The following is a 22,364-nucleotide window of genomic DNA, read 5'->3' as shown; positions in this document are numbered from 1 at the left end:
AATATCCTTAATCTAAGTTCTACCTTATTAATCAAGATAAGGTGGAATATTTAGTTACACTGTAACCTTATCAATGGCCTGTTGAATGCGTTTATCCGAGATTGGAGATGGTGTCCCTAACTGTTGAGCAAAATAACTAACCCGCAATTCCTCTATCATCCAGCGAATTTCTGTCACTTCATCACTGAGTGGCTTATGAGGCGGAAGCTTATTCAATAGCTGTTGATACATCTTCTGAATATGTTCCACTTTCAGCATTTGAGCTCGGTCGCGATGAGGATCAATGGGTAACTTATCGATTCTACGCTCAATAGCCTGCAAGTAACGCAAGATATCCGGCAATCTGTGCCAGCCGCTTTCACAAACAAACCCACGGTAAATAAGACGTCCCATTTGCGCTTTAATATCTGATAGCGCTAATGCAACCGACATATCCACCCGTCCTTTAAGGCGTTTATTAATATTATGTGCAGTGGTCAGAATCTGTTCGACCTGTTTGGCAATAGCCACTACGCTCTCGTTCAATTCCGCACGAATAAACTCTTTCAGTGAATCAAAAGAGGCTTCATCCCAGGCCGGGCCACCGTGTTCAATAACCAGCTTATCCACACCGCAGGCAATGCAGTCATCAATGAGGTCCAGCACTTTACCAAATGGATTAAAATAGAGCCCCAGTTTGGCTTTATTCGGCAGCTTCTCGTGCAAATACTTCACCGGAGAAGGTATATTCAGCAATAGCAGGCGACGGGTTCCCTGCCACATCACTTGCTGTTGTTCCTGCTCGGTTTCAAATAGTTGAATACCTACGCTGTCTTTTTCATCAGTTAATGCAGGATACGCCTTAACCGAATAGCCCCCGCGTTTTTGTTCAAAACGTTGCGGTAATGAACCAAAAGACCAGACGTGAAGCCCGGTTTGTTCAATACCATCATCCGCAACCGCCGACAGCGTTTGCTGAACTTCGCCTTTAAGCTGCCGCTTTAACTGTGGCAAATCTTTACCCTCAGCCAGCATCTTGCTTTTATCATCAATCACCCGGAAAGTGATTTTAAGATGATCGGGAATCTGATCTAATTGCCATGATTCTCGTGACACCGTCACGCCCGTCATTAAACGAAGTTCTCTTTCCAGTGAGTCTAACAGGCTCATTTCCAGTGGCTTAGCCCTTTGCAGGAAAGCTTCGGCATAGTTTGGCGCGGGAACAAAATTACGGCGTATCGGTTTTGGTAATGACTTAATCAGTGCAATAATCAGGTCACGACGCAGTCCTGGAATTTGCCAGTCAAAACCCTCTTCCTGTACCTGATTAAGGATCGGTAATGGGATATGGATAGTAACCCCATCCGCATTAGCCCCAATCTCAAACTGATAGGTAACCCGCAGCTTCAGATTTCCCTGATACCAGCTATTCGGATAATCCTGAGCGCTGATTTTGCTGGCACCCTCTTTAATTAACATCGATTTTTCGAAATTAAGCAGTTCCGGCTGCTCACGAGAAATCTTTTTCCACCAGCTATCAAAATAACGACTGGAGACCACCTCTTCGCCAATGCGGCGATCGTAGAAATTAAACAGTGTCTCATCATCGACCAGAATATCGCGGCGACGTGATTTGTTTTCCAGTTCTTCAACTTCAGACATCAGACGTAAATTGGCTTTAAAGAATGGATGACGGGTTTGCCACTCGCCTTCCACCAACGCATGGCGAATGAATAATTCACGGCTAAGAACCGGGTCAATGGCCCCATACTGAACTTTACGTTCATTCACAATCGGCAGGCCAAACAGCGTCACTTTCTCGCTGGCAATGACTGCGCCCTGGGCTTTCTCCCAGTGTGGATCGCTATAGGCATGTTTAATCAGGTGCTGAGCCAGCGGTTCAATCCATTCAGGCTCCAGTCGGGCGGCAATACGCCCCCACAGCCGGGTGGTTTCCACCAGCTCGGCAACCATTACCCATTTTGGTGGTTTCTTAAATAATCCGGAGCCGGGAAAAATAGAGAATCGGGCGTTACGGGCACCAGTAAACTCATGTTTATCCAAATCTTTTTGACCGATATGGGATAACAGACCGGATAGCAACGCCGTATGCACTTCGCGATATTCAGCAGGCGTGCTGTTAACCGGAAATCCCAGCTCTTTCACCACCTGCCGCAGTTGGGTATAAACATCCTGCCACTCACGTACCCGCAGATAGTTGAGGAAATCCCCTTTACATAGCTTACGGAACTGGGATGAAGACAACTCTTCCTGCTGTTCACCCAGATAATTCCACAGGTTAACAAATGCCAGAAAGTCTGAATCTTTATCAACAAATCGACGATGTTTTTCATCTGACGCCTGCTGTTTCTCCAGCGGGCGCTCACGCGGATCCTGAATTGATAACGCCGAAGTAATAATCATCACTTCGCGTACGCAACCATTCTTCTGCCCTTCAATCACCATGCGCGCTAAACGCGGATCAATTGGCAATTGGGCCAATTGGCGGCCTACCGGAGTAAGATGTCCTTTACCCTGCTCGTTGTGTTCAATAGCACCCAGCTCTTCTAACAGCCGTACACCGTCTTGAATATTGCGTTTATCCGGTGCTTCAACAAACGGGAATGCGGCAATGTCGCCCAGCCCAATGGCGGTCATTTGTAAAATAACTGATGCCAGGTTGGTACGCAGAATTTCCGGGTCTGTGAACTCCGGACGGGAAAGAAAATCCTGCTCGGAGTAAAGACGAATACAAATACCGTTCGATACCCGACCACACCGCCCTTTACGCTGATTGGCTGAAGCCTGAGAAACGGGCTCTATCGGCAGGCGTTGAACTTTAGTTCTGGCACTGTAACGGCTGATACGGGCAGTACCCGGATCGATAACATATTTAATTCCCGGTACGGTCAACGACGTTTCTGCTACGTTAGTGGCCAGTACAATGCGGCGACCAGTATGGGATTGAAACACCTTATTCTGGTCATTATTCGACAGGCGGGCATACAACGGTAACACTTCGGTATGCGCCAGTTCCTGCTTATTAAGCGCATCTGCCGTATCGCGAATTTCACGCTCACCGCTCATAAACACCAGAATATCCCCCGGTGCTTCATGCATCAGTTCATCAACCGCATCCAGAATGGCCTGAGTCTGATCCCGTTCGCTGTCATCAGCATCTTCTACAATCGGCCGATAACGCACTTCTACCGGATAGGTACGACCAGAAACCTCAATCACCGGTGCATTATTAAAATGACGAGAGAAACGTTGAGGATCGATGGTTGCCGACGTAATAATAACTTTAAGATCAGGGCGTTTCGGCAATAGCTGACGCAAATAACCCAAAATAAAATCGATATTCAGGCTACGTTCATGGGCTTCATCAATAATGATGGTGTCGTACTGGCTTAATAAGCGGTCCTGCTGTATTTCTGCCAGCAAAATACCGTCCGTCATCAGCTTAACCAGCGTATTGTCACTAATCTTATCGTTAAATCGAACCTTATAACCTACCGCGGATCCCAGCGATACGTTCAGCTCATCTGCAATACGCCCGGCAACGGATCGGGCAGCCAGTCGTCTTGGCTGAGTATGGCCAATAATTCCCTTGATTCCCCGCCCCAGCTCAAGGCAGAGTTTTGGTATCTGAGTGGTTTTACCCGAGCCGGTTTCACCAGCAATAATCACCACCTGATGGTCGCGAATAGCTGCCAGCAATTGGTCTTTCTTCTGACTAACCGGCAGGTTTTCCGGATAGCTAATTTTCGGACAGGCTGCCTTTCGGTTGGCTACGCGCTGCAAACCGCTCTGAATGTCTGATTTAATTTCTGCCGCAATTAATGATAATTTTTCATCATTAGTTATTTTACGAGCACCGTCTAAACGACGACGCAGCCGCTTCTGATCGCGCAACATTAAGTGCCGGATTTGACCGGATAATGCGGCTAGTGGGGATTTCACTGTCTGGGATCCTGTGCTGAATAAACGGATATGTACCATTGATGGTTCTGTTACTTATTATATTACCACAAACTTGATTTATAAGCGGATAAGTCACTTTGTTATCTTGTTCAAAAAATTAGAACAAGCCTATCTAATTATTACGCTATCAAATTGAAGTCAGGCCGAATATCATGTACTACATCACGGGGGCACCCTGTTATTGATCAACATAAACAAGGAATTATCATGAGTAAGGTTTTAGTCATCAAATCAAGCATTCTTTCTGGTTATTCTCAGTCAAATATTTTAGCTGATTTCTTTGTCGAAAAATGGAAACAAGAGCACCCGTCTGACACCGTCACCGTACGCGATCTGGCAGCTAATCCTGTTCCTGTATTAGATGGCGAACTGGTTGGTGCAATGCGTCCATCCGATCAGCCGATGACTGCTCGTCAACAAGAAGCGCTGGCGCTGTCTGATGAACTGATTGCTGAACTTCAAGGTAATGACGTTATTGTTATTGGTGCACCAATGTATAACTTCAATATCTCTACCCAATTAAAAAACTACTTTGACCTGATTGCTCGTGCTGGCGTGACTTTCCGCTATACCGAAAAAGGTCCTGAAGGTTTGGTCACCGGTAAAAAAGTATATATCTTAACCAGCCGTGGCGGTATTCATAAAGACTCCCCAACCGATCTGGTTGCCCCTTATCTGAAACTGTTCCTGGGCTTCATTGGTATTACCGATGTTGAGTTTGTTTATCAGGAAGGCGTTGCTTACGGCCCGGAAGTGGCTCAAAAAGCACAAGAAGATGCGAAGTCCTTTATTCAGCAGTACGTTTCTGCCTGATAACCGTTCTTCCCTTATTATGCGAAAGCCCCTGTCTCAGGGGCTTTTGTCATTTAATTAACAGGCAATATTATTTCTTAAGCCACTGACCATTAATTCCTTTTACGTACTCTCCCGCCTCTGCACGGTTCACCAATTTTTGCCCGGTCATTTTAGCCACATCATTCACGCTCACGTTGTTCTCTGCCGCTACCGATTTATACTGCTCGGTACGAGCCTGATTGATTTTATCCGTTAACGCTTGAGCTTCTGCCGTTGGCTTAACGACTGCAATGTAACCATTCAGCGTTTCACCAACCAATCCCTGCTGTTTTGCTTCTTTTAAGGTTAATGCGTTGGCAGCCACACTAAACAGCAGTACCGTGGCAAAGAGTCCGGTATTGATAAGTTTCATTGCTGTTCCTTAAAAAATATCTGACTGAGTCTTCAGCATTTTTTCGACGTCTTTATCGACTTTAATATGAATCTCATGCTCAATTTTAACATTCATATTAATTACAATTGGCTCTGTTGATGGTGCAATCTCAATTCTTGGAACGCAACCGCCAAGAGCAAAGGCCATCATCACCGCTAACCATCCAAATTTATTCACTAATTTTGCTCCTTCGGTAATGAGAAGATCTGTTGCAGATTGTCCTGCAAGTTATCGCCAAACCGCAAGCTACGCCATAACTGGAAAATATCTTCTTCATGATGATAATTGAGTTTCACTAAACGCTCAGCATTCTTGGTTGGATTAAACCCTTCAATTTGCGCGTCCATCGTCAATAACCCTAAGTTGCTGACGTTGACATCCGCTCTGGAACGGCGGATCTCCATATAACGCAGCCAATCCATAATGTCACCGGTTGCCATATTGTCATCACTGATTGCCTGTACCATATCTTTATCCAGCCGCAGGGTGAGATCTTTACTATTTTCCACCCATCCCCCTTTCACCAGCCAATCAGGGTGATTCAAATACAACGGTAACTCACCATCCACTTTACCTGACATGGTAAACTGCTTCGGTTTCAAAATGGTAAATAATTCACTGAGGTCGACCCCTTTAACCGTAAGAATAGCCGGATCTTTCTGCGGTAACCGCAGTTCTTGCATACCGATATGCCCCTGAAGCATATCCACACCGACATTGGTTAATCGGACAGGTTGACGTTCCGTATGAGGATAATATCCCTGTAAGTCAGCGGTAATATTACTCATATCAAACAGGTTATTGAGCTTTTTCACTCTTAGCTTAACCGGAGATTTCGGTCCTAACTGCCACACATGGTCTTTCAGACGATAGGACATCACGAAATCAAGCCCGCTCAATTCGCCATCTTTTAACCACATTCCGCCATCTTTTACTACCATATGACCGCCTGCCTCAATGCCCTGAGTTTCAGAAATTGAGAATGCAGATTGTGCATACAGCGTACCCTTGCGAATTTTAAAACCGAGCTCCGGCGCCAGCAGGGTCTGGAACACGTCCAGCGACTGTTCAGGCCACCAGCCTTCTCCCCGGATACGTTCACCATCCCAACGACCACTCAGTTTTATCGGACCAATTTTCTTCGTGCTGAGATCGCCCTTCCATTGAAAGTTTGCCGGATCCTGACCAAAGAACTGAATATTTAGCGTCGATGGAGGTAAATAACCGCCGTTATCGAATGCCACTTTTTGTGCCTGTAACTGCCATCCGGCATGATACTCACCAGCAGCCCGATTCCAGCTCAGTGGCTCTGCCAGAATTAATCTTGGTTTATTAACCGTCACTTGCCCATAAACCAAATGGTTAAATCCGGTTGATAATGTTTGTAGGTTAATCAGGCTATCGTTCCATTCCCCCTTGCCGGACATATCCCATTTGGCTTTCATCGGCGGCATATCGCCATTGCCCCAGAAGTTCCACTCCCAGTGCCCCTGATCGATCCAGAAATCCCGTGAACGTCCATCCAGATGCAGTTTGTATTTACCCCAGTAACGATGACTGGCATTAATGATGGTTTGCAAACGGCCGCTGATGCCTTTATCCGTGACTTTTATTCCAGCCAGAGGAAATCTGGCTTCATGCAGATAGATATCCGGGGTTACGGCTCCGGTTACACGTAATAAAGAACCGGACAATAAATTAAGGGTTGGGTTGGCGATAGTCCCCGATAGCTTACCGGGAATAGTGGTATATAAAGAAAGCTGCTCTTCATTCATCTTACCGGTGAGCTGGAAATTTAAATCGCTATCTTTCAGGCTGATTTTACCCGGGGCAAAGGTTAATACTGCGTTGCCTTTACCCGCACTGCCCTGCGTAACCACATTCAGCCGCGCTTCAATATTGGCTTCATTATAGTCACTACTCCAGTCCGTCAGGGTCATACTAATGCCACCGGTAAACGGCTGAGAGGCATAAGGCCAGCGCCATTGTCCCTGACTCACGACCAGACGTTTGCCCTCCAGCGTCCAGGGGACATCCAGTAAGCTCTCTTTCTCATCTTGTGGGGTTACCGTCAGGTGACCATCCTGCTGTTGCCAGTTTAGTTTTAACAGCAGCGGCTTATCCACGTAGGTGGTAACAAATTCACCGTCGATATTGCCCTGTTCCGGGATAGCATCCAGACTAACCGGAACCTGTATTTCACCCTTTAGCTGAATAACGTCATTGCTATCCGGAATATGCAGGCTTAGTGATTCCAGCGTCAGCATCTGCCGATCGTTTAATGTTGCGGCACCAGAGAGTAAATTTCCTTGAGCGCTAACACGCTGACCTTGCTGATTACTGGTGATATCAACCCGCCCCGAGTAAGACTCCCAGGGGGTAATACTCAGACGATCGAGGGACAGTGAAAAAGCCGGCAGCTGTTTTTGAATTTCGGCAATAGATAAAGGAGTATCTTCTTTGCCTGAGGTGTCCTCAGTGGTTAATTTCTCCAGACAGTGGGTATCGATATCCAGAGACTTGCCGTGTAGCTTCCACTGCTGATCCTGATAAATCAGGGTTAACGGACCCGCGTCGGCCAGAAAACAGTCCTGAGCTAAAAACTGGATGCCGTTTAAAGAAATTCCGCGCTTGATTAACTCCGGAGGCTGAGTAAATATCAGCTGTGTCCCTGTTGGTAGCCAGAGACTGGCAACTTTAGGTAGCCACGTTGAGATCGTTGCCCATAAGGTCATTAATGACAATATAAGTATGGTCACGACAATCAGAACGTATTTAACAAAACGACCTATTACCACGCCTAACCTACTCCGGAACGCGAATCAGGCGGAAAATATAGCATATTAATAATATTGGCTAAACTGATTCTATCTCTGGTTACTAACTATATCGTTAAATTGTCCTGACACCCGATCTCTGATAAATTAATTTCATAATTCTGGTGGAGATATGTGATGAAACTTGCTATTTACAGCACAAAACAATACGACAGAAAGTATCTTGAAGTTGCTAATCAACGTTTTGGTATCGATCTCGAATTTTTTGATTTCAAACTTAGCCTGCAAACCGCTAAAACCGCTGAGGGTTGTGAAGCTGTTTGTATTTTCGTGAACGATGACGGCAGCCGCCCAGTTCTTGAAGAATTAGCGAAATCAGGCGTGAAGATTGTGGCATTACGCTGTGCCGGCTTTAACAATGTTGATCTTGATGCCGCTAAAGAGCTGGGACTACAAGTCGTTCGCGTCCCTGCCTATTCACCGGAAGCCGTCGCCGAACACGCGATTGGATTAATGATGAGCCTTAACCGTCGTATCCACCGTGCCTATCAAAGAACCCGCGATGCCAACTTCTCTCTTGAAGGTTTGATTGGCTTTAATATGCATAACCGCACTGCTGGTATCATTGGTACCGGAAAAATTGGTATTGCCACTATGCGGATTTTAAAAGGGTTTGGTATGCGCTTACTGGCATTTGATCCTTATCCATCACCGCTGGCACTGGATTTAGGCGCAGAGTATGTCGATCTGAAAACCCTTTATGCGCGTTCTGATGTCATCTCTTTACATTGCCCATTAACACCAGAAAACCATCATCTACTAAATGCCGCTGCCTTTGAACAAATGAAAGATGGCGTGATGATTATTAATACCAGTCGTGGCGGTTTAATTGATTCTCCTGCCGCCATCGAAGCCTTGAAAAAGCAAAAAATTGGCTCACTGGGCATGGATGTTTATGAAAACGAAAGAGACCTGTTTTTTGAAGATAAATCTAACGATGTGATTCAGGATGATGTATTCCGTCGCCTGTCTTCCTGTCATAACGTGCTGTTTACCGGCCATCAGGCATTTTTAACGGAAGAGGCGTTATTAAGCATTTCTGAAACTACACTTCAAAACATTCAGCAATTAGAGCATAACCAGCCTTGCCCTAATTTACTGTAATAATCGTCTATTTAATGACCGGTAGTCACAATATTATGTTAACTGCCGGTAAATCATTGTAAATCCCTATTTACTCTCATATTTATTATGGTAAAACACATTCAAATTTAAACCGATAAAATAGCAACGCATTGATTATCGGATCAATTTCCACGTAGTGACTTTTCGGGGATGATAATGAAAATAGCTTTACCTTTTATTATTTCGGCCGTTCTGCTTAGCGGCTGTACGTTGACGGATGGTAATGCCGTAAAAGAGAGTGATTTACTGCATCATAACTTTATTCTGACCAGTGTTGACGGCAAGAATATGGCAGATACCACTAAAGAAAAACGTCCGTTAAATATTGAATTTGGCGAAAATATGCATGTTAGCGGTGCTATGTGTAATCGCTTTATGGGACAGGCAACACTGACGAATGGTGTATTAACCACGAAGCAGCTAGCCTCTACTCGTATGGCATGCATTGATGAACAAATTAGTCAGTTAGATCAGGTCATTGCCACCACCCTGAACAACGGCGCTAAAGTGACCCTGGACCAAGGCGTATTAACGTTAAGCTCCTCACAGCACACCCTGACTTATAAACTCAGCGACTGGGTTAATTAATCTTTTGTGATAATCGCCTGAATTAAATAATAAAAAAACCGGAAAATTGCCTGTCGCACCTTTCCGGTTTTTTTACGGTATACATCGTTCGATACCGATTTCAACTAAATCATATCAATATGCTTAATAGCGCTTACCGTTTGATAGCTGACATTTACTGACTACACTGCCATCCAGATTATGTGCTGTGGTTGGCATTCCACCCATGCTATTACAGTTGGCTAATGCCATTTCATCCATCGGTGCTGCTCTGGCAGCCTCTTCAGTGATCATAGAATTATGCGGTAATAACCTCACCTGATCAGGCTGGCTACTACAACCTGCTAATAAAAGTACGCCAAGTGCAGCCAGGCCGATTTTTCCCTTCATGTTTACCTCTGTTATTGCTTTTTTAGTCACAAAAAACCACCAGCTGCGATGGTTTAATTGAATTTGGACAGGAATTAACCTGAAATTAATATCCTGATTACTTTATTTCGCATTTTTTGTAATAACTTATGTTGCTAATTAAGCTATTATAATAGGGCTAATTAATTAGCGATCCACTGCTTTTCAGTTAATCTGACTGAGTCTTTTACCAGCGCCATTTGCGCTGGTTTTTTTTATTCGTTTTTTGAACATTCGGTATAAACCGGAAAGTCAGAGCGTTCAATGGTGCCAGCTCACAAATTTAATTATTATATTTAGCGTATATGGTGCGAATAGTCCAGCGTTGAAGCCCTATTCTGCAAGCTTGCCCCTAATAATAAAAGGGGAATTCAATGACCCTCAATATCTTAGTGATAATAACTATCATTATTTTCTGTCACAGAATGTAATAACACACAAAACAACAGCTGCCCAAACTATCTTATCTGATATGATGAGTTGCGATTTCGGAAGATAAAAAACCATTAATAACTATCCGATCCAATGTGTTTATTGTTACTCAGGTGGTTAACCTGAGAGAGCCAATGTCAATAAAGGTATTGAGTCTATGATTACTACCGATGGTAACAGTGCTGTTGCCTCCGTGGCGTATCGTTCCAACGAAGTTATCGCCATTTATCCCATTACTCCCAGCTCAACCATGGCCGAACAGGCAAACGACTGGTCGGAATATGGTACTAAAAATGTTTGGGGCGATGTTCCCCGCGTTATGGAAATGCAGTCCGAAGCCGGTGCTATCGCTACGGTTCATGGCGCGCTGCAAACGGGGGCATTAGCCACCTCGTTTACCTCATCGCAGGGATTATTACTGATGATCCCGACCCTGTATAAACTGGCCGGCGAACTGACGCCTTTTGTCCTGCATGTTGCAGCCAGAACTGTTGCTACTCATGCCCTGTCTATTTTCGGCGATCATTCTGATGTGATGGCAGTTCGTCAAACTGGCTGTGCGATGTTGTGCGCCAGTTCGGTACAGGAAGCCCAGGACTTTGCCCTGATCTCACAAATGGCGACCTTAAACAGTCGAATTCCATTTATTCATTTCTTCGACGGATTCCGCACTTCCCACGAAATTAATAAAATTGTTCCCATCAGCGATGACTGCATTCGCCAGCTGTTACCGATGGAGATGATCAGTGCTCATCGTAAACGTGCATTAACACCGGATCACCCGGTGATCAGAGGGACATCAGCCAACCCGGATACTTACTTCCAGTGTCGGGAAGCGGCTAACCCCTGGTACAACCAAACTTATCAGCATGTTGCCGAGGCCATGCAAGCCTTTGAACAACAAACCGGTCGTCACTATCAACCGTTTGAATATTACGGTCACCCTCAGGCGGAACGTGTAATTATTCTGATGGGTTCTGCCTGTGGTACAACCGAAGAGACGATAGATACCTTACTGACTCGCGGCGAAAAGGTCGGCATGTTGAAAGTGCGGTTGTATCGCCCCTTCTCTGCCGAACACTTGCTTGAACAACTACCTCAAAGCGTAAAACGCATTGCCGTTCTCGATAGAACCAAAGAACCAGGCGCGCTGGCTGAGCCACTCTATCTTGATATTATGACAGCGCTGGCAGAAGCATTCTCCCGGGGTGAACGGGATACGCTGCCACAGGTTATTGGTGGTCGTTATGGCCTGTCTTCTAAAGAGTTTGCACCAGAATGTGTACTGGCTATCTTCAAAGAGTTAACGCTGGAAAAACCGCGTCCGCGCTTTACCGTGGGTATTTTTGATGACATTACCGGACTGTCATTGCCGCTGGGTGATGACAGCATTCCACAAAAAGCCTCTCTGGAAGCGCTGTTCTTTGGACTTGGTAGCGATGGCACCGTTTCTGCTACCAAAAATAACATTAAGATTATCGGTAACGGTACGCCGCTTCACGCTCAGGGCTACTTTGTTTATGACTCCAAAAAAGCCGGTGGTTTAACCGTTTCTCATTTGAGGGTAAGTGACTACCCGATACATTCTGCCTATCTTATTTCTCAGGCGGATTTTATTGGCTGTCATCAAAATCAGTTTATTGATAAATACCAGATGGTCGAAAAGCTGAAACCCAACGGCACTTTCTTGCTGAATACCCCCTACAGCAAGGATGAGATCTGGCAACGCTTGCCACAGGACGTTCAGGCTTTATTACATCAGCGTAAAGCACGTCTGTTTATTATCAATGCGGCGAAAATTGCCAGAGAATGTCATCTGGCCAATCGAATCAATACCGTTATGCAGATGGCGTTTTTCCATCTGACTCAAATTATTCCTGGTGATGTTGCTCTGCAACAGTTACGGGACGCTATTGCTAAAAGCTATAGCGCCAAAGGTCAGGATATTGTTGAGAATAACTGGCAGGCATTAGACGCCACTATCAGCGCGCTGGAAGAAATTCCACTGCAGCCAGTTAATTCACTCAGCCCAATGCGCCCTCCGGTGGTTTCCGACAGCGCCCCGGACTTTGTCAAAACGGTCACCGCAGCGATGTTAGCCGGTTTAGGGGATGCTTTACCGGTATCTGCTTTCCCACCGGACGGCACCTGGCCCTCAGGTACTACTCGCTGGGAAAAACGTAATATTGCAGAAGAGATCCCGATTTGGGAAGCACCACTATGTACCCAGTGTAATCACTGTGTTGCAGCCTGCCCTCACTCTGCGATTCGGGCCAAAGTGATTTCACCAGAAGCTTTTGCCGACGCACCAGACGATCTGCAATCATTAGACGTTAAGTCAAAAGACATGCGCGGACAGAAATATGTTCTGCAAGTTGCACCAGAAGATTGTACTGGCTGTAACCTGTGCGTAGAAGTATGTCCGGCTAAAGATCGCCAGAATCCGGAAATTAAAGCGATCAATATGAAGTCTCGTCTGGATAATCTTGATGTTGAAAAACGTCACTATGATTACTTCCTGCAGCTACCAGAAATTGATAAGAGCAAAATTGAGCGGATTGATATTCGAACTTCTCAATTAATTACCCCACTATTCGAATATTCCGGAGCCTGTTCCGGATGTGGTGAAACCCCCTATATTAAGTTGCTAACTCAGCTGTATGGCGATCGGCTGCTGATTGCTAACGCAACGGGTTGTTCATCCATTTATGGCGGTAACTTGCCTAGTACTCCCTATACCACCAATGCTGATGGTCGCGGTCCGGCATGGGCTAACTCACTGTTTGAAGATAACGCAGAGTTTGGCCTTGGTTTCCGCCTGACGGTCGATCAGCATCGTGAGCGCACCTTACGTCTGATAACTCAACTGGCACCTCAACTACCCGCCGGGTTAATCGTCGAACTGCAAGCTTCTGATACCAGCGTAGAACAACGCCGTGAGCAGATCGTACAGCTACGAACACTGCTGGCAGCGATTGATTCATCGGATGCTAAAGAATTAGCCGAATGTGCCGATTATCTGGTAGATAAATCTATCTGGCTGATTGGTGGTGACGGCTGGGCCTATGATATTGGATTTGGTGGTCTCGACCACGTAATGAGCCTGACGGAAAACGTCAATATTCTGGTGCTGGATACTCAATGCTATTCCAATACGGGTGGCCAACAGTCCAAAGCGACACCTATCGGTGCCGTCACTAAATTTGCTGAACGCGGTAAGCGTAAAGGACGTAAAGACCTTGGGGTAAGCATCATGATGTATGGTCATGTGTATGTAGCTCAAATCTCGCTAGGCGCGCAGTTAAACCAAACGGTCAAAGCGATTCAGGAAGCGGAGGCCTATCCGGGTCCGTCATTGATTATTGCTTACAGCCCGTGTGAGGAACATGGTTACGATCTGGCATTCAGTCACGACCAGATGAAGCAATTAACCACCGCCGGCTTCTGGCCGCTATATCGCTTCGATCCTCGTCGAGTTGAAGAAGACAAACCAGGTTTAACCCTTGATTCCCGTCCACCGTCTGATGGTTTGGCATCGGCTTTGTTAAAAGAGCAGCGTTTCCGCCGTTTAAATACGATGGAGCCAAATGTTGCCTCAGCTCTGCATGCTCAGGCTGAAAAAGATGTTCAAAGTCGTTACAATTTACTGAGCCTGCTGGCAGGAAAAACGATAGAAAAAACGGAATCTGAACCATCATAAATAAACGGCAATAACTGATAATATAAAAAAATAAAGCACCTTTTGGAGGTGCTTTATTTATTATTGATTAAGTAAATAAAGGTTTATTTAAGAATGCCGTCTTATTTTCAATAAAAAGATAATACCGTCTTAATATTCTAAATCTACCACGCAATAATAATAGTGATAAGAATTAACTTATTCCTTCAGCCGTCTTCAAATAACGCATTACTGTGTTTAATCCCACTTTCAACGTTCTGCTGGTCTGTCGTATTCCCGCACCTTGAGAAGCCATTTCAATAATCTTTTCTTTCATTCCTGGCTGATGAGCTCGGTACAAATAAGATAACTGGAATGTTCTTCTGCAGCTATTACAATAGTAACGCGGATAACCACCTCGCCCTTTACCATGCTTTCTAACCGGTTTTGTCTCATTACAATGGCGGCATGCGACTTCAATAGTGACCATTTTCCATCTCCTTTTGGACCCAAAAACATCAAATAAGTAATCATGACAGTGATAATTTCGGAATATTATTAACCACGTTTGTTTCAATAACACTCTAATCAGAAATAAATTAAGTACTTATAGGGTACCTAACCAACTCAATATTATTCAGAATAGTCACAATACTAATTAATCAGCGTAATTCTTATGTTGGTATACCTGTCCGATTCTAATATATATTTTCCGATTACATCACTGGTATAATTGATAGTTCTGCATTAGATAATTTCATAACCATTTTATAAATTAACGTATTTGAATCGATTTTTTGTGTTAACCCAATTCCGAATTAACTATTTAGAGTTATTATTTATAGTTTTTTACCATTATCATCGGTTTTAGCCGCTGTCGAAGCGTATTCTTCTACTGACAACACCCTCAATAATCCGTACCATACACCTCCACGATTTCCCGGCAGGTTATCCCTGCTAACTGGCAACAATCAGACAGACAGAGTTACCGCTATGAGCACAACAGCAGCGCTGAACCAGAAAGAGCAATACAATCTAAATAAACTGCATAAACGTTTGCGTCGCAACGTTGGTGAAGCAATCGCAGATTTTTCGATGATTGAAGATGGCGATCGGATCATGGTTTGCCTTTCCGGTGGAAAAGACAGCTATACCATGCTAGATATTTTGCAGAATTTACAACGCAGCGCGCCGGTTAATTTCGAACTGATAGCCGTTAATCTGGATCAAAAACAGCCTGGTTTTCCTGAACATGTACTTCCGGAATATTTGAATACGCTGGGTATTCAGTACAAAATTGTTGAAGAAAATACCTATGGTATTGTGAAAGATAAAATACCTGAGGGGAAAACGACCTGTTCCCTTTGTTCCCGCCTGCGTCGCGGTATTCTTTATCGTACTGCAACTGAGTTGGGTGCAACTAAAATCGCACTGGGTCATCATCGCGACGATATCCTGCAAACTCTGTTCTTAAATATGTTCTACGGCGGCAAGCTAAAAGGGATGCCACCAAAACTGATCAGTGATGACGGCAAACATATCGTTATTCGTCCACTGGCTTACTGTCGTGAAAAAGATATTGAACGTTATGCCGAGGCGAAAGCCTTCCCGATCATTCCCTGCAATCTTTGTGGTTCACAACCTAACCTACAGCGTCAGGTGATTAAGGATATGCTGAGAGACTGGGATCGTCGTTATCCGGGCAGAATCGAAACCATGTTCAGCGCTATGCAAAACGTTGTACCTTCTCACCTGTGCGACCGTGAACTGTTTGACTTCACGGCTATTCAGCAAGGTATGGAAGTGGTTAACGGCGGCGATTTGGCATTCGATAAAGAAGAATTCCCGCTACAGCCTACCGGCTTTGTTCCTGATGAAAATGAAGATCTGGGTATTAATGTTGTTGAGGTTAAGTAAATAATCTTCAAATCAGAAAAGAGCCTCAATTAATAATGAATCAGCCCCAATATCCATTCGGGGCTGATTTATAAAATATCTACAGCCACTTACTCTTCTTAAGCCACCACAATATTCCACCGCCAACAACCGCCAGACAGGTACAGAAGATGGCAAAGGCATGCTCTTTGCCACCACCGGGAATTCCCCCCAGGTTTACGCCAAACAGTCCGGTAAGAAAGGTCGCAGGTAAAAACAGCATCGCCATTAACGACATAGTATAAGTACGGCGGTTCATGGCATCGGCCAACTGAGAATTAAGTTCATCCACCACCACGGCGGTACGAGCAATCGTTGCATCCAGATCGTCCAGACCTCGACCCAACCGATCGGCGATATCCTGCATACGATGGCGATCTTCATTGCTCATCCACGGTAATCGTTCACTGGCCAGTCGGGAGAAGACGTCTCGCTGAGGCATCAGATGGCGACGCAATACAATCAACTGTTTGCGGATAAGCGCAATAACTCCGCGTTCCGGTACCTCTCTATCCAGTAGCCCATCTTCCAGTTCAATAACCCGCCCGTGGATATCATCAATAAAATCACTAACCTGATCGGTTAGAAAATCCAGAATTTCCACCAGCCAGCTTCCACTATGAGATGGCCCCGTTCGTTTTTTTAATTCGTCCACCACTTCATCTACCGCATGGATAGGTCGATGACGGCTGGAAATAATCAAACTATCGGTAATAAATACTCTTAGCGTCACTAAGGGATCGGGAACTGACTCACTATTCAGATTAATGCTGCGAAGAATAATCAGTGTTCCATCTCCCTGACGGGCAACCCGCGGGCGGCAGCTTTCTCCGGATAGCGCTTCTTTAAAGCTCTCTGGCAGCAGTGGGGTTTCATTCAACCAGTTAAGGCTTTCTGGTTGTTCGTAGTCTATATGTATCCAACAAGGCTGTGCTGCAGTTGCTTCTGTCTTATCCGTAACCGGCAATATACCGCCCTTGCCATCCAACTGATAAGCATGAATCTCCTGCGGAACCTCTAATTGTTCGCCGCTTACCTTATCCACATCAATCACCTATATAAAATAACCGGATACCCTTATTATGATAAATGCGAGTCACTAGCGTAACTTCTTATCCAAAACCGCCGTGGTCAGTCGGGAAATACAGCAAAGCCTGTCCGCATCATCATAAATTTTAATTTCCCATACCTGATGACTGCGGCCTAAATGAATGGCTGTACATACCCCACGAACGATTCCCTGCTTTGCCGCCCGAATGTGATTCGCATTAATATCAATGCCGACTACCTGCGCTTCTCCCTCTGTGCACAGATAACCCGCGACGGAACCTATCGTTTCTGCCAGTACCACCGAGGCACCACCGTGTAACAGGCCAAAAGGCTGAATGGTACGGTGATCAACCGGCATCGTCGCTTCCAGACTATCTTTCGTTTGTAACGTGTAGACAATGCCCACGTGCTCGATCATGGTTCCTTTTGACATCTGGTTCAGTTCTGCCAGCGTCTTATGGCGTTTCCACATATGTTTACTTACCTTGTTAATGGTTAATCACACCAGTTCAAGCAAGGCTTGAAGCGGGTGCTTTAATACAACATGACTAAAACGTTTAACCTGACTACGGCATGAGTAACCCGTAGCCAGACAGCGACCGGCATCTTTCCCTTCCAGCGCTTTTTGCCAGGATAAGGCATAAATACCGGCGGAATTACTCAAATTATCCGCTTCATGACCATAGGTTCCCGCCATACCGCAGCAACCAAGGCTGACGTTATTCAATTTAGCGCCAAAGTGGCTAAACAATTCTTGCCACTGTTTGCCACTGGCGGGCAGTGCGGTGCTTTCAGTACAGTGACTAAACAGATACCAGGGAGCCTGCTCTGTGCTTTTGGTCGGAAAACGCGCCAGATTAGCACTCAACCATTCATGCACCAGTTGGACTTTAAAATCGCCTCGTTTTTCACCTAATATCTGGTTATATTCATCGCGATAGCACAGCACCAGTGCTGGATCGACACCCACCATAGGAATACCCAGTTTAGCCACCCGATTCAGCATATCCGCTGTGCGCCGGGCAGTTTTAGCAAACTGTCGTAAAAAACCTTTAATATGCTGCGCTTTACCATTAGGACTAAACGGCAACAGCACTGGTTTTAACCCAAGTTTCTCAATCAGATGAATAAAATCCGCCACCACTTTAGCATCGTAATAACTGGTAAAGGGATCCTGAACCACTAGCACATATTGCTGTTTACTCTGGCTATCTATTCCTTCCAGTTGCTCCAGCGTCATAGTACAGGCCTGATGCCCCTGTAGTTGTTGTTTCAGCGTTGGGGACGAGAGCAATGGCAAATTCACCATGCCAATACTTTTGGCACCCAACGACTGAACCCAGGATTGACGGATGAAGAAGTTAAACAGCTGCGGCGCTTTCGCCATCACTGGCGCATAGTTTTCTACTGATGCAACAATATAGTCCCGAGCCGGACGGAAATAGCGCGTATGATACAGCTGAAGGAAACGGGAACGGAATGCCGGAACATCAATCTTTATTGGGCACTGGGTGGAACAGGCCTTACAGGCCAGACAACCCGCCATAGACTGTTTAACTTCATGGGAAAAATCATATTCCCCCTGACGCTGGCGCAAACTATTTTTGGTCTTGTCTAACAAACTGCGCCAGCTTAAGCGTTGCTCACCCAGTTGTTTCTCAAGTTCCAGAGGATCAACACCCTCTTCTGCCAGTAAACGTAACCACTCCCGTACCAGCGTTGCCCGACCTTTAGGTGAATGTACCCGATTGGCGCTGACCTTCATGGAAGGACACATCGGGCTGTTAGCATCAAAGTTAAAACACAGGCCGTTACCGTTGCACTCCATCGCACCTTTAAAGGAAGTTCTGACTGCCAGCGGAATACGGCGATCAAAAGTGCCTCGTTTAACCGCATCTACTTTATAAAGCGCATCATCTCGCCCCATTGGCGCACAAATCTTACCCGGATTCAGTCGATTATCCGGATCAAACACCGCTTTAATGCGACGCAGTTCGTCATACAGCTCCGGGCCAAAAAAATCAGGGCTATATTCAGCACGAAAGCCTTTGCCGTGCTCTCCCCATAACAATCCGCCATATTTAGCAGTCAGAGACACAATTTGGTCTGACAGCTGTTTCATTAACAGCTCCTGTTGAGGGTCACACATATCCAGCGCAGGCCGCACGTGCAGAACCCCAGCATCAACGTGACCAAACATACCATAGGCCAGATTATGGCTATCCAGCAACGCGCGAAACTCTGAAATATAGTCGGCCAGATGTTGCGGGGGTACACAGGTATCTTCCGCAAACGGAATGGGTTTAGCTAAACCTTTGGCATTACCCAACAGACCCACCGCTTTTTTACGCATGGCATAAATGCGTTCAATATCGGCTAAATCACTGCATAACTGATAGCCAATGACGCCAGCTTCGCCCTTTTCCATTAGTTGGTCCAGACGGGAACAGAGAAACTCAGCCTGACGGTTAATCAGTTCAGGGTCCTGACCGGCAAACTCAACGATATTCAGTCCCTGCATATCTTTACCCGGTACATCGGTAATCAGATTTTTCACTGACTCCCAGACGATATCTTCACGGGCCAGATTAAAAACTTTAGAGTCTACCGTTTCTACCGATAGCGCATTAGCCTCAACCATTAGCGGTGCATTTCTTAATGCCGAATCGAAGCTGTCATACTTAATATTGACCAGTCGACGCAGTGCCGGTAACGGTGTGATATTCAGTCTGGCTTCGGTAATAAATGCCAGTGAACCTTCAGAACCGGTCAGAATACGCGAAAGATCAAACGTTTGCAGATCGTCGCTAAAAACATGCCTGAGGTCATAACCGGTAAGAAAACGGTTAAGTTTAGGAAACTTATCAATGATCAGCTGGCGCTGCTGACGACACCGCTCCAGTACCGTATGGTAAACCTGTCCCGCAGCCGTTTGTTGTGAGGCTAACTGTTCAGCCAGCGCTACCGGCATGGCATGTGTGTCCAGCAACTCTCCGTTAAGCAGAACGCTTCTTAGCCCCAAAACGTGATCGGAGGTTTTTCCATACACCAGAGAACCCTGACCGGACGCATCGGTATTGATCATTCCCCCCAGTGTTGCCCGGTTGCTGGTTGACAGTTCAGGTGAGAAAAAATAACCATGCGGCTTTAAGTATTGGTTCAGTTGGTCTTTGACCACACCAGCCTCAACGCGAACCCACCCTTGCTCTAAATTCAGCTCAAGAATACGGTTCATATGACGCGACATATCAACCACGATACTATCGTTGAGTGACTGCCCATTCGTGCCGGTACCGCCACCCCGAGGGGTAAATTTGATGGAGGAAAAGCTGGCCTGCTGTCCGGTGCGGGTAATCAATAGCACATCGGCAGTAGAGCGGGGAAACACGATGGCCTGTGGCAACATCTGATAGATGCTGTTATCCGTTGACATGCTAAGGCGGTCCGCATATTGCGTTGCGATATCACCGCTGAAACCTGCCTGTTTTAAGGCGTCTAAATACTCCTGAACCGGTGACTCAACACCAGGTGCTTGCTTTAGCTGTGGAATCATTGCCATTAGTCTCTTTGCGTTATTTTTTATTTTATTATGTTGTAAACATTACCCAATCCAGCGAACTAAACTAGCATACTGCTTTATCGTTTGCGTAGCCCATCCATTAAATTTATCGCAACTCTTAACGCCATCTTCCAATATTGATGAAAGGCTAACGGTTCATTAACATGCTTTTGCCAGCGCTTTCGCTTAAATGATAGTTATCAGTTTATTAATTAAAATAGCGTAACGGTTAGCTATACCCGATACTATAGCTTAGTTATTAACAACTCTATTTCATGATGAGTACATCCATGACGCAACCGAAAAAACGTTTTGACCTTGCACGTCTGATGTTCGGAATACTGTTTATTCTTGTAATGATCGTTGTCTGCCTTTGGGTAGTTCGGCCTTTTATTTTAGGCTTTGCCTGGGCAGGCATGGTGGTTATTGCTACCTGGCCGCTGTTGTTACGGGTACAAAAGTACACCGGTGGGCGGCGAACCCCGGCCGTGATCTTCATGACTTTGTTATTAGTGGTGGTGTTTGTTCTGCCTTTTGGTCTGGTGATTAATAGTATTGTAGACAACAGTGGTCAGTTAGTTGATTGGGTTGGAAAACCAGAAAACTGGCATATTCCTAAACTGGCCTGGTTAAATGATATTCCGGGCGTTGGTCGACGCCTGTACCGTAACTGGCAGGCGATGACTGCTGATAATGGTAAAGCGCTGGTTGCCAGCGTTCAACCTTATGCGGGGGCGGCTACAACCTGGTTCGTTTCTCAGGTGGCCCACGTTGGCGGTTTTATGTTGCACGGTACGCTGATGGTGGTGTTCAGTGCCCTTCTTTACGCTAAAGGTGAAGCGGTGGCCAAAGGTATCCGTCACTTTGCATTACGTTTAGCTGAAAAACGTGGCGAAGCAGCGGTTATTCTTGGCGCTCAGGCTATTCGCGCTGTTGCTCTGGGTGTGGTGGTTACTGCGCTGACTCAGGCTCTGCTGGGAGGTATTGGATTAGCCATATCCGGTATCCCTTATGCCACATTATTAACGGTACTGATGTTTATTTGCTGTCTGGCACAGATTGGGCCTTCGTTGATTCTGTTTCCGGCGGTGTTCTGGCTTTACTGGAGTGGTGATAACACCTGGGGTACGGTGCTGTTAGTATGGAGCTGTGTTGTGGTGTCCATGGACAACTTCCTGCGTCCTGCACTGATTCGTTTAGGCGCTGATTTACCGTTGCTGTTGATTCTTTCCGGGGTTATCGGGGGATTACTGGCCTTTGGTATGATTGGATTGTTTATCGGTCCTGTGGTGCTGGCAGTGTCGTATCGTTTAATTTCTGCCTGGATCGATGAGGTTCCTGAGCCAACGGATGAGTTACCGGATTTGGAACGGGATTTGAATATTTGATTTGTTTTGATTAGGGATTGAGTATTGAGAATATTCCGGCCGTAAAAGCGATATTATGTATATCGCCTTTGTGCTCGGCCGGAAGATCATCTGTACTTGGCCTTGGTGTGCGTCGGGCCTAGCCCGCCTAGGGGCGCTTCGTTGGCTTACGCCAAGTCGACCCCAACGGCGGTCTCTCCCGACGATTGGCTTCATTAACGAACAAAGTTCATAA

15 protein-coding genes are annotated in these 22,364 nt (G+C 45.8%); 6 read left to right on the top strand and 9 right to left on the bottom strand.

Annotation, left to right across the window (positions count from 1 at the left end; all coding sequences use genetic code 11):
- Positions 1-54: 54 nt before the first annotated feature.
- Complete coding sequence (gene hrpA / locus EKN56_RS07485; protein ID WP_168189623.1) at positions 55-3,942, bottom strand: ATP-dependent RNA helicase HrpA; 3,888 nt, start codon at positions 3,940-3,942, stop codon at positions 55-57.
- 228 nt (positions 3,943-4,170) lie between these two features.
- On the opposite strand from hrpA, the gene EKN56_RS07480 reads away from it, so the two are divergent.
- Positions 4,171-4,776, top strand: coding sequence for an FMN-dependent NADH-azoreductase (locus tag EKN56_RS07480; protein ID WP_130591201.1), 606 nt, complete (start codon positions 4,171-4,173; stop codon positions 4,774-4,776).
- Between the two features lie 70 nt (positions 4,777-4,846).
- Here EKN56_RS07480 and EKN56_RS07475 read toward each other — a convergent pair whose 3' ends face one another.
- Genes EKN56_RS07475 through EKN56_RS07465 form a run of 3 tightly spaced genes read right to left on the bottom strand, consistent with a single transcriptional unit; the run spans position 4,847 to position 7,983 of the window.
- Positions 4,847-5,170 (bottom strand): YdbL family protein, encoded by a 324-nt coding sequence (locus EKN56_RS07475; RefSeq protein ID WP_130591200.1) that lies wholly within the window; start codon positions 5,168-5,170, stop codon positions 4,847-4,849.
- 9 nt (positions 5,171-5,179) lie between these two features.
- The gene (locus EKN56_RS07470; RefSeq protein WP_130593633.1) at positions 5,180-5,341 is read right to left on the bottom strand and encodes a YnbE family lipoprotein; all 162 of its coding nucleotides are present in this window, start codon (positions 5,339-5,341) and stop codon (positions 5,180-5,182) included.
- Positions 5,342-5,367: 26 nt separating this feature from the next.
- Complete coding sequence (locus tag EKN56_RS07465) at positions 5,368-7,983, bottom strand: YdbH family protein (protein WP_407656551.1); 2,616 nt, start codon at positions 7,981-7,983, stop codon at positions 5,368-5,370.
- 162 nt (positions 7,984-8,145) lie between these two features.
- Here EKN56_RS07465 and EKN56_RS07460 point away from each other — a divergent pair, with 162 nt between their 5' ends.
- Together EKN56_RS07460 and hslJ are read left to right on the top strand one after the other, a co-directional pair.
- The gene (locus tag EKN56_RS07460) at positions 8,146-9,132 is read left to right on the top strand and encodes a 2-hydroxyacid dehydrogenase (protein WP_130591199.1); all 987 of its coding nucleotides are present in this window, start codon (positions 8,146-8,148) and stop codon (positions 9,130-9,132) included.
- Positions 9,133-9,309: 177 nt separating this feature from the next.
- Positions 9,310-9,741: a heat shock protein HslJ gene (gene hslJ, locus EKN56_RS07455; RefSeq protein ID WP_130591198.1), complete on the top strand. Its 432-nt coding sequence runs from the start codon at positions 9,310-9,312 to the stop codon at positions 9,739-9,741.
- 123 nt (positions 9,742-9,864) lie between these two features.
- On the opposite strand, the gene EKN56_RS07450 is transcribed toward hslJ, so the two are convergent.
- Positions 9,865-10,140, bottom strand: coding sequence for a DUF333 domain-containing protein (locus tag EKN56_RS07450; protein ID WP_130591197.1), 276 nt, complete (start codon positions 10,138-10,140; stop codon positions 9,865-9,867).
- A gap of 577 nt (positions 10,141-10,717) precedes the next feature.
- Here EKN56_RS07450 and nifJ point away from each other — a divergent pair.
- A complete protein-coding gene (gene nifJ / locus EKN56_RS07445) occupies positions 10,718-14,260 on the top strand; it encodes a pyruvate:ferredoxin (flavodoxin) oxidoreductase (protein WP_130591196.1) in 3,543 nt (1,180 codons plus the stop codon).
- A gap of 172 nt (positions 14,261-14,432) precedes the next feature.
- On the opposite strand, the gene EKN56_RS07440 is transcribed toward nifJ, so the two are convergent.
- Entirely contained in the window at positions 14,433-14,708 is a 276-nt protein-coding gene (locus EKN56_RS07440; RefSeq protein WP_130591195.1) for an IS1 family transposase, read from the bottom strand.
- 503 nt (positions 14,709-15,211) lie between these two features.
- Here EKN56_RS07440 and ttcA point away from each other — a divergent pair.
- Positions 15,212-16,135 carry a tRNA 2-thiocytidine(32) synthetase TtcA gene (gene ttcA / locus EKN56_RS07435; protein WP_130591194.1) on the top strand — a complete coding sequence of 308 codons (924 nt, stop codon included), beginning with the start codon at positions 15,212-15,214 and terminating at the stop codon, positions 16,133-16,135.
- A gap of 79 nt (positions 16,136-16,214) precedes the next feature.
- On the opposite strand, the gene zntB is transcribed toward ttcA, so the two are convergent.
- Genes zntB through ydiJ form a run of 3 tightly spaced genes read right to left on the bottom strand, consistent with a single transcriptional unit; the run spans position 16,215 to position 20,756 of the window.
- Positions 16,215-17,198: a zinc transporter ZntB gene (gene zntB, locus EKN56_RS07430; RefSeq protein WP_130591193.1), complete on the bottom strand. Its 984-nt coding sequence runs from the start codon at positions 17,196-17,198 to the stop codon at positions 16,215-16,217.
- Between the two features lie 54 nt (positions 17,199-17,252).
- On the bottom strand, positions 17,253-17,675 hold the full coding sequence (locus EKN56_RS07425) for a hotdog fold thioesterase (protein ID WP_130591192.1): 423 nt from the start codon (positions 17,673-17,675) through the stop codon (positions 17,253-17,255).
- Positions 17,676-17,702: 27 nt separating this feature from the next.
- Positions 17,703-20,756 carry a D-2-hydroxyglutarate dehydrogenase YdiJ gene (ydiJ, locus tag EKN56_RS07420; RefSeq protein WP_130593631.1) on the bottom strand — a complete coding sequence of 1,018 codons (3,054 nt, stop codon included), beginning with the start codon at positions 20,754-20,756 and terminating at the stop codon, positions 17,703-17,705.
- A 296-nt stretch (positions 20,757-21,052) separates the two neighbouring features.
- Between ydiJ and ydiK the strand changes: the two genes are divergently transcribed.
- On the top strand, positions 21,053-22,150 hold the full coding sequence (gene ydiK, locus EKN56_RS07415; RefSeq protein ID WP_130591191.1) for an AI-2E family transporter YdiK: 1,098 nt from the start codon (positions 21,053-21,055) through the stop codon (positions 22,148-22,150).
- Positions 22,151-22,364: the final 214 nt, after the last annotated feature.

The organism is Limnobaculum zhutongyuii, from assembly GCF_004295645.1.
Classification (GTDB): Bacteria; Pseudomonadota; Gammaproteobacteria; order Enterobacterales; family Enterobacteriaceae; genus Limnobaculum; species Limnobaculum zhutongyuii.
The sequence above is the reverse complement of the archived record's forward strand: the minus strand, read 5'-3'. Positions and strand labels throughout refer to the sequence as shown.

What these genes read in the sequence shown, in the direction of transcription:
- EKN56_RS07480 (WP_130591201.1), top strand. Translation starts at nt 4,171, where the DNA reads ATGAGTAAGGTTTTAGTCATCAAATCAAGCATTCTTTCTGGTTATTCT.
- EKN56_RS07475 (WP_130591200.1), bottom strand. Translation starts at nt 5,170, where the DNA reads ATGAAACTTATCAATACCGGACTCTTTGCCACGGTACTGCTGTTTAGT.
- EKN56_RS07470 (WP_130593633.1), bottom strand. Translation starts at nt 5,341, where the DNA reads ATGATGGCCTTTGCTCTTGGCGGTTGCGTTCCAAGAATTGAGATTGCA.
- EKN56_RS07460 (WP_130591199.1), top strand. Translation starts at nt 8,146, where the DNA reads ATGAAACTTGCTATTTACAGCACAAAACAATACGACAGAAAGTATCTT.
- hslJ (WP_130591198.1), top strand. Translation starts at nt 9,310, where the DNA reads ATGAAAATAGCTTTACCTTTTATTATTTCGGCCGTTCTGCTTAGCGGC.
- nifJ (WP_130591196.1), top strand. Translation starts at nt 10,718, where the DNA reads ATGATTACTACCGATGGTAACAGTGCTGTTGCCTCCGTGGCGTATCGT.
- EKN56_RS07440 (WP_130591195.1), bottom strand. Translation starts at nt 14,708, where the DNA reads ATGGTCACTATTGAAGTCGCATGCCGCCATTGTAATGAGACAAAACCG.
- ttcA (WP_130591194.1), top strand. Translation starts at nt 15,212, where the DNA reads ATGAGCACAACAGCAGCGCTGAACCAGAAAGAGCAATACAATCTAAAT.
- EKN56_RS07425 (WP_130591192.1), bottom strand. Translation starts at nt 17,675, where the DNA reads ATGTGGAAACGCCATAAGACGCTGGCAGAACTGAACCAGATGTCAAAA.
- ydiJ (WP_130593631.1), bottom strand. Translation starts at nt 20,756, where the DNA reads ATGATTCCACAGCTAAAGCAAGCACCTGGTGTTGAGTCACCGGTTCAG.
- ydiK (WP_130591191.1), top strand. Translation starts at nt 21,053, where the DNA reads ATGACGCAACCGAAAAAACGTTTTGACCTTGCACGTCTGATGTTCGGA.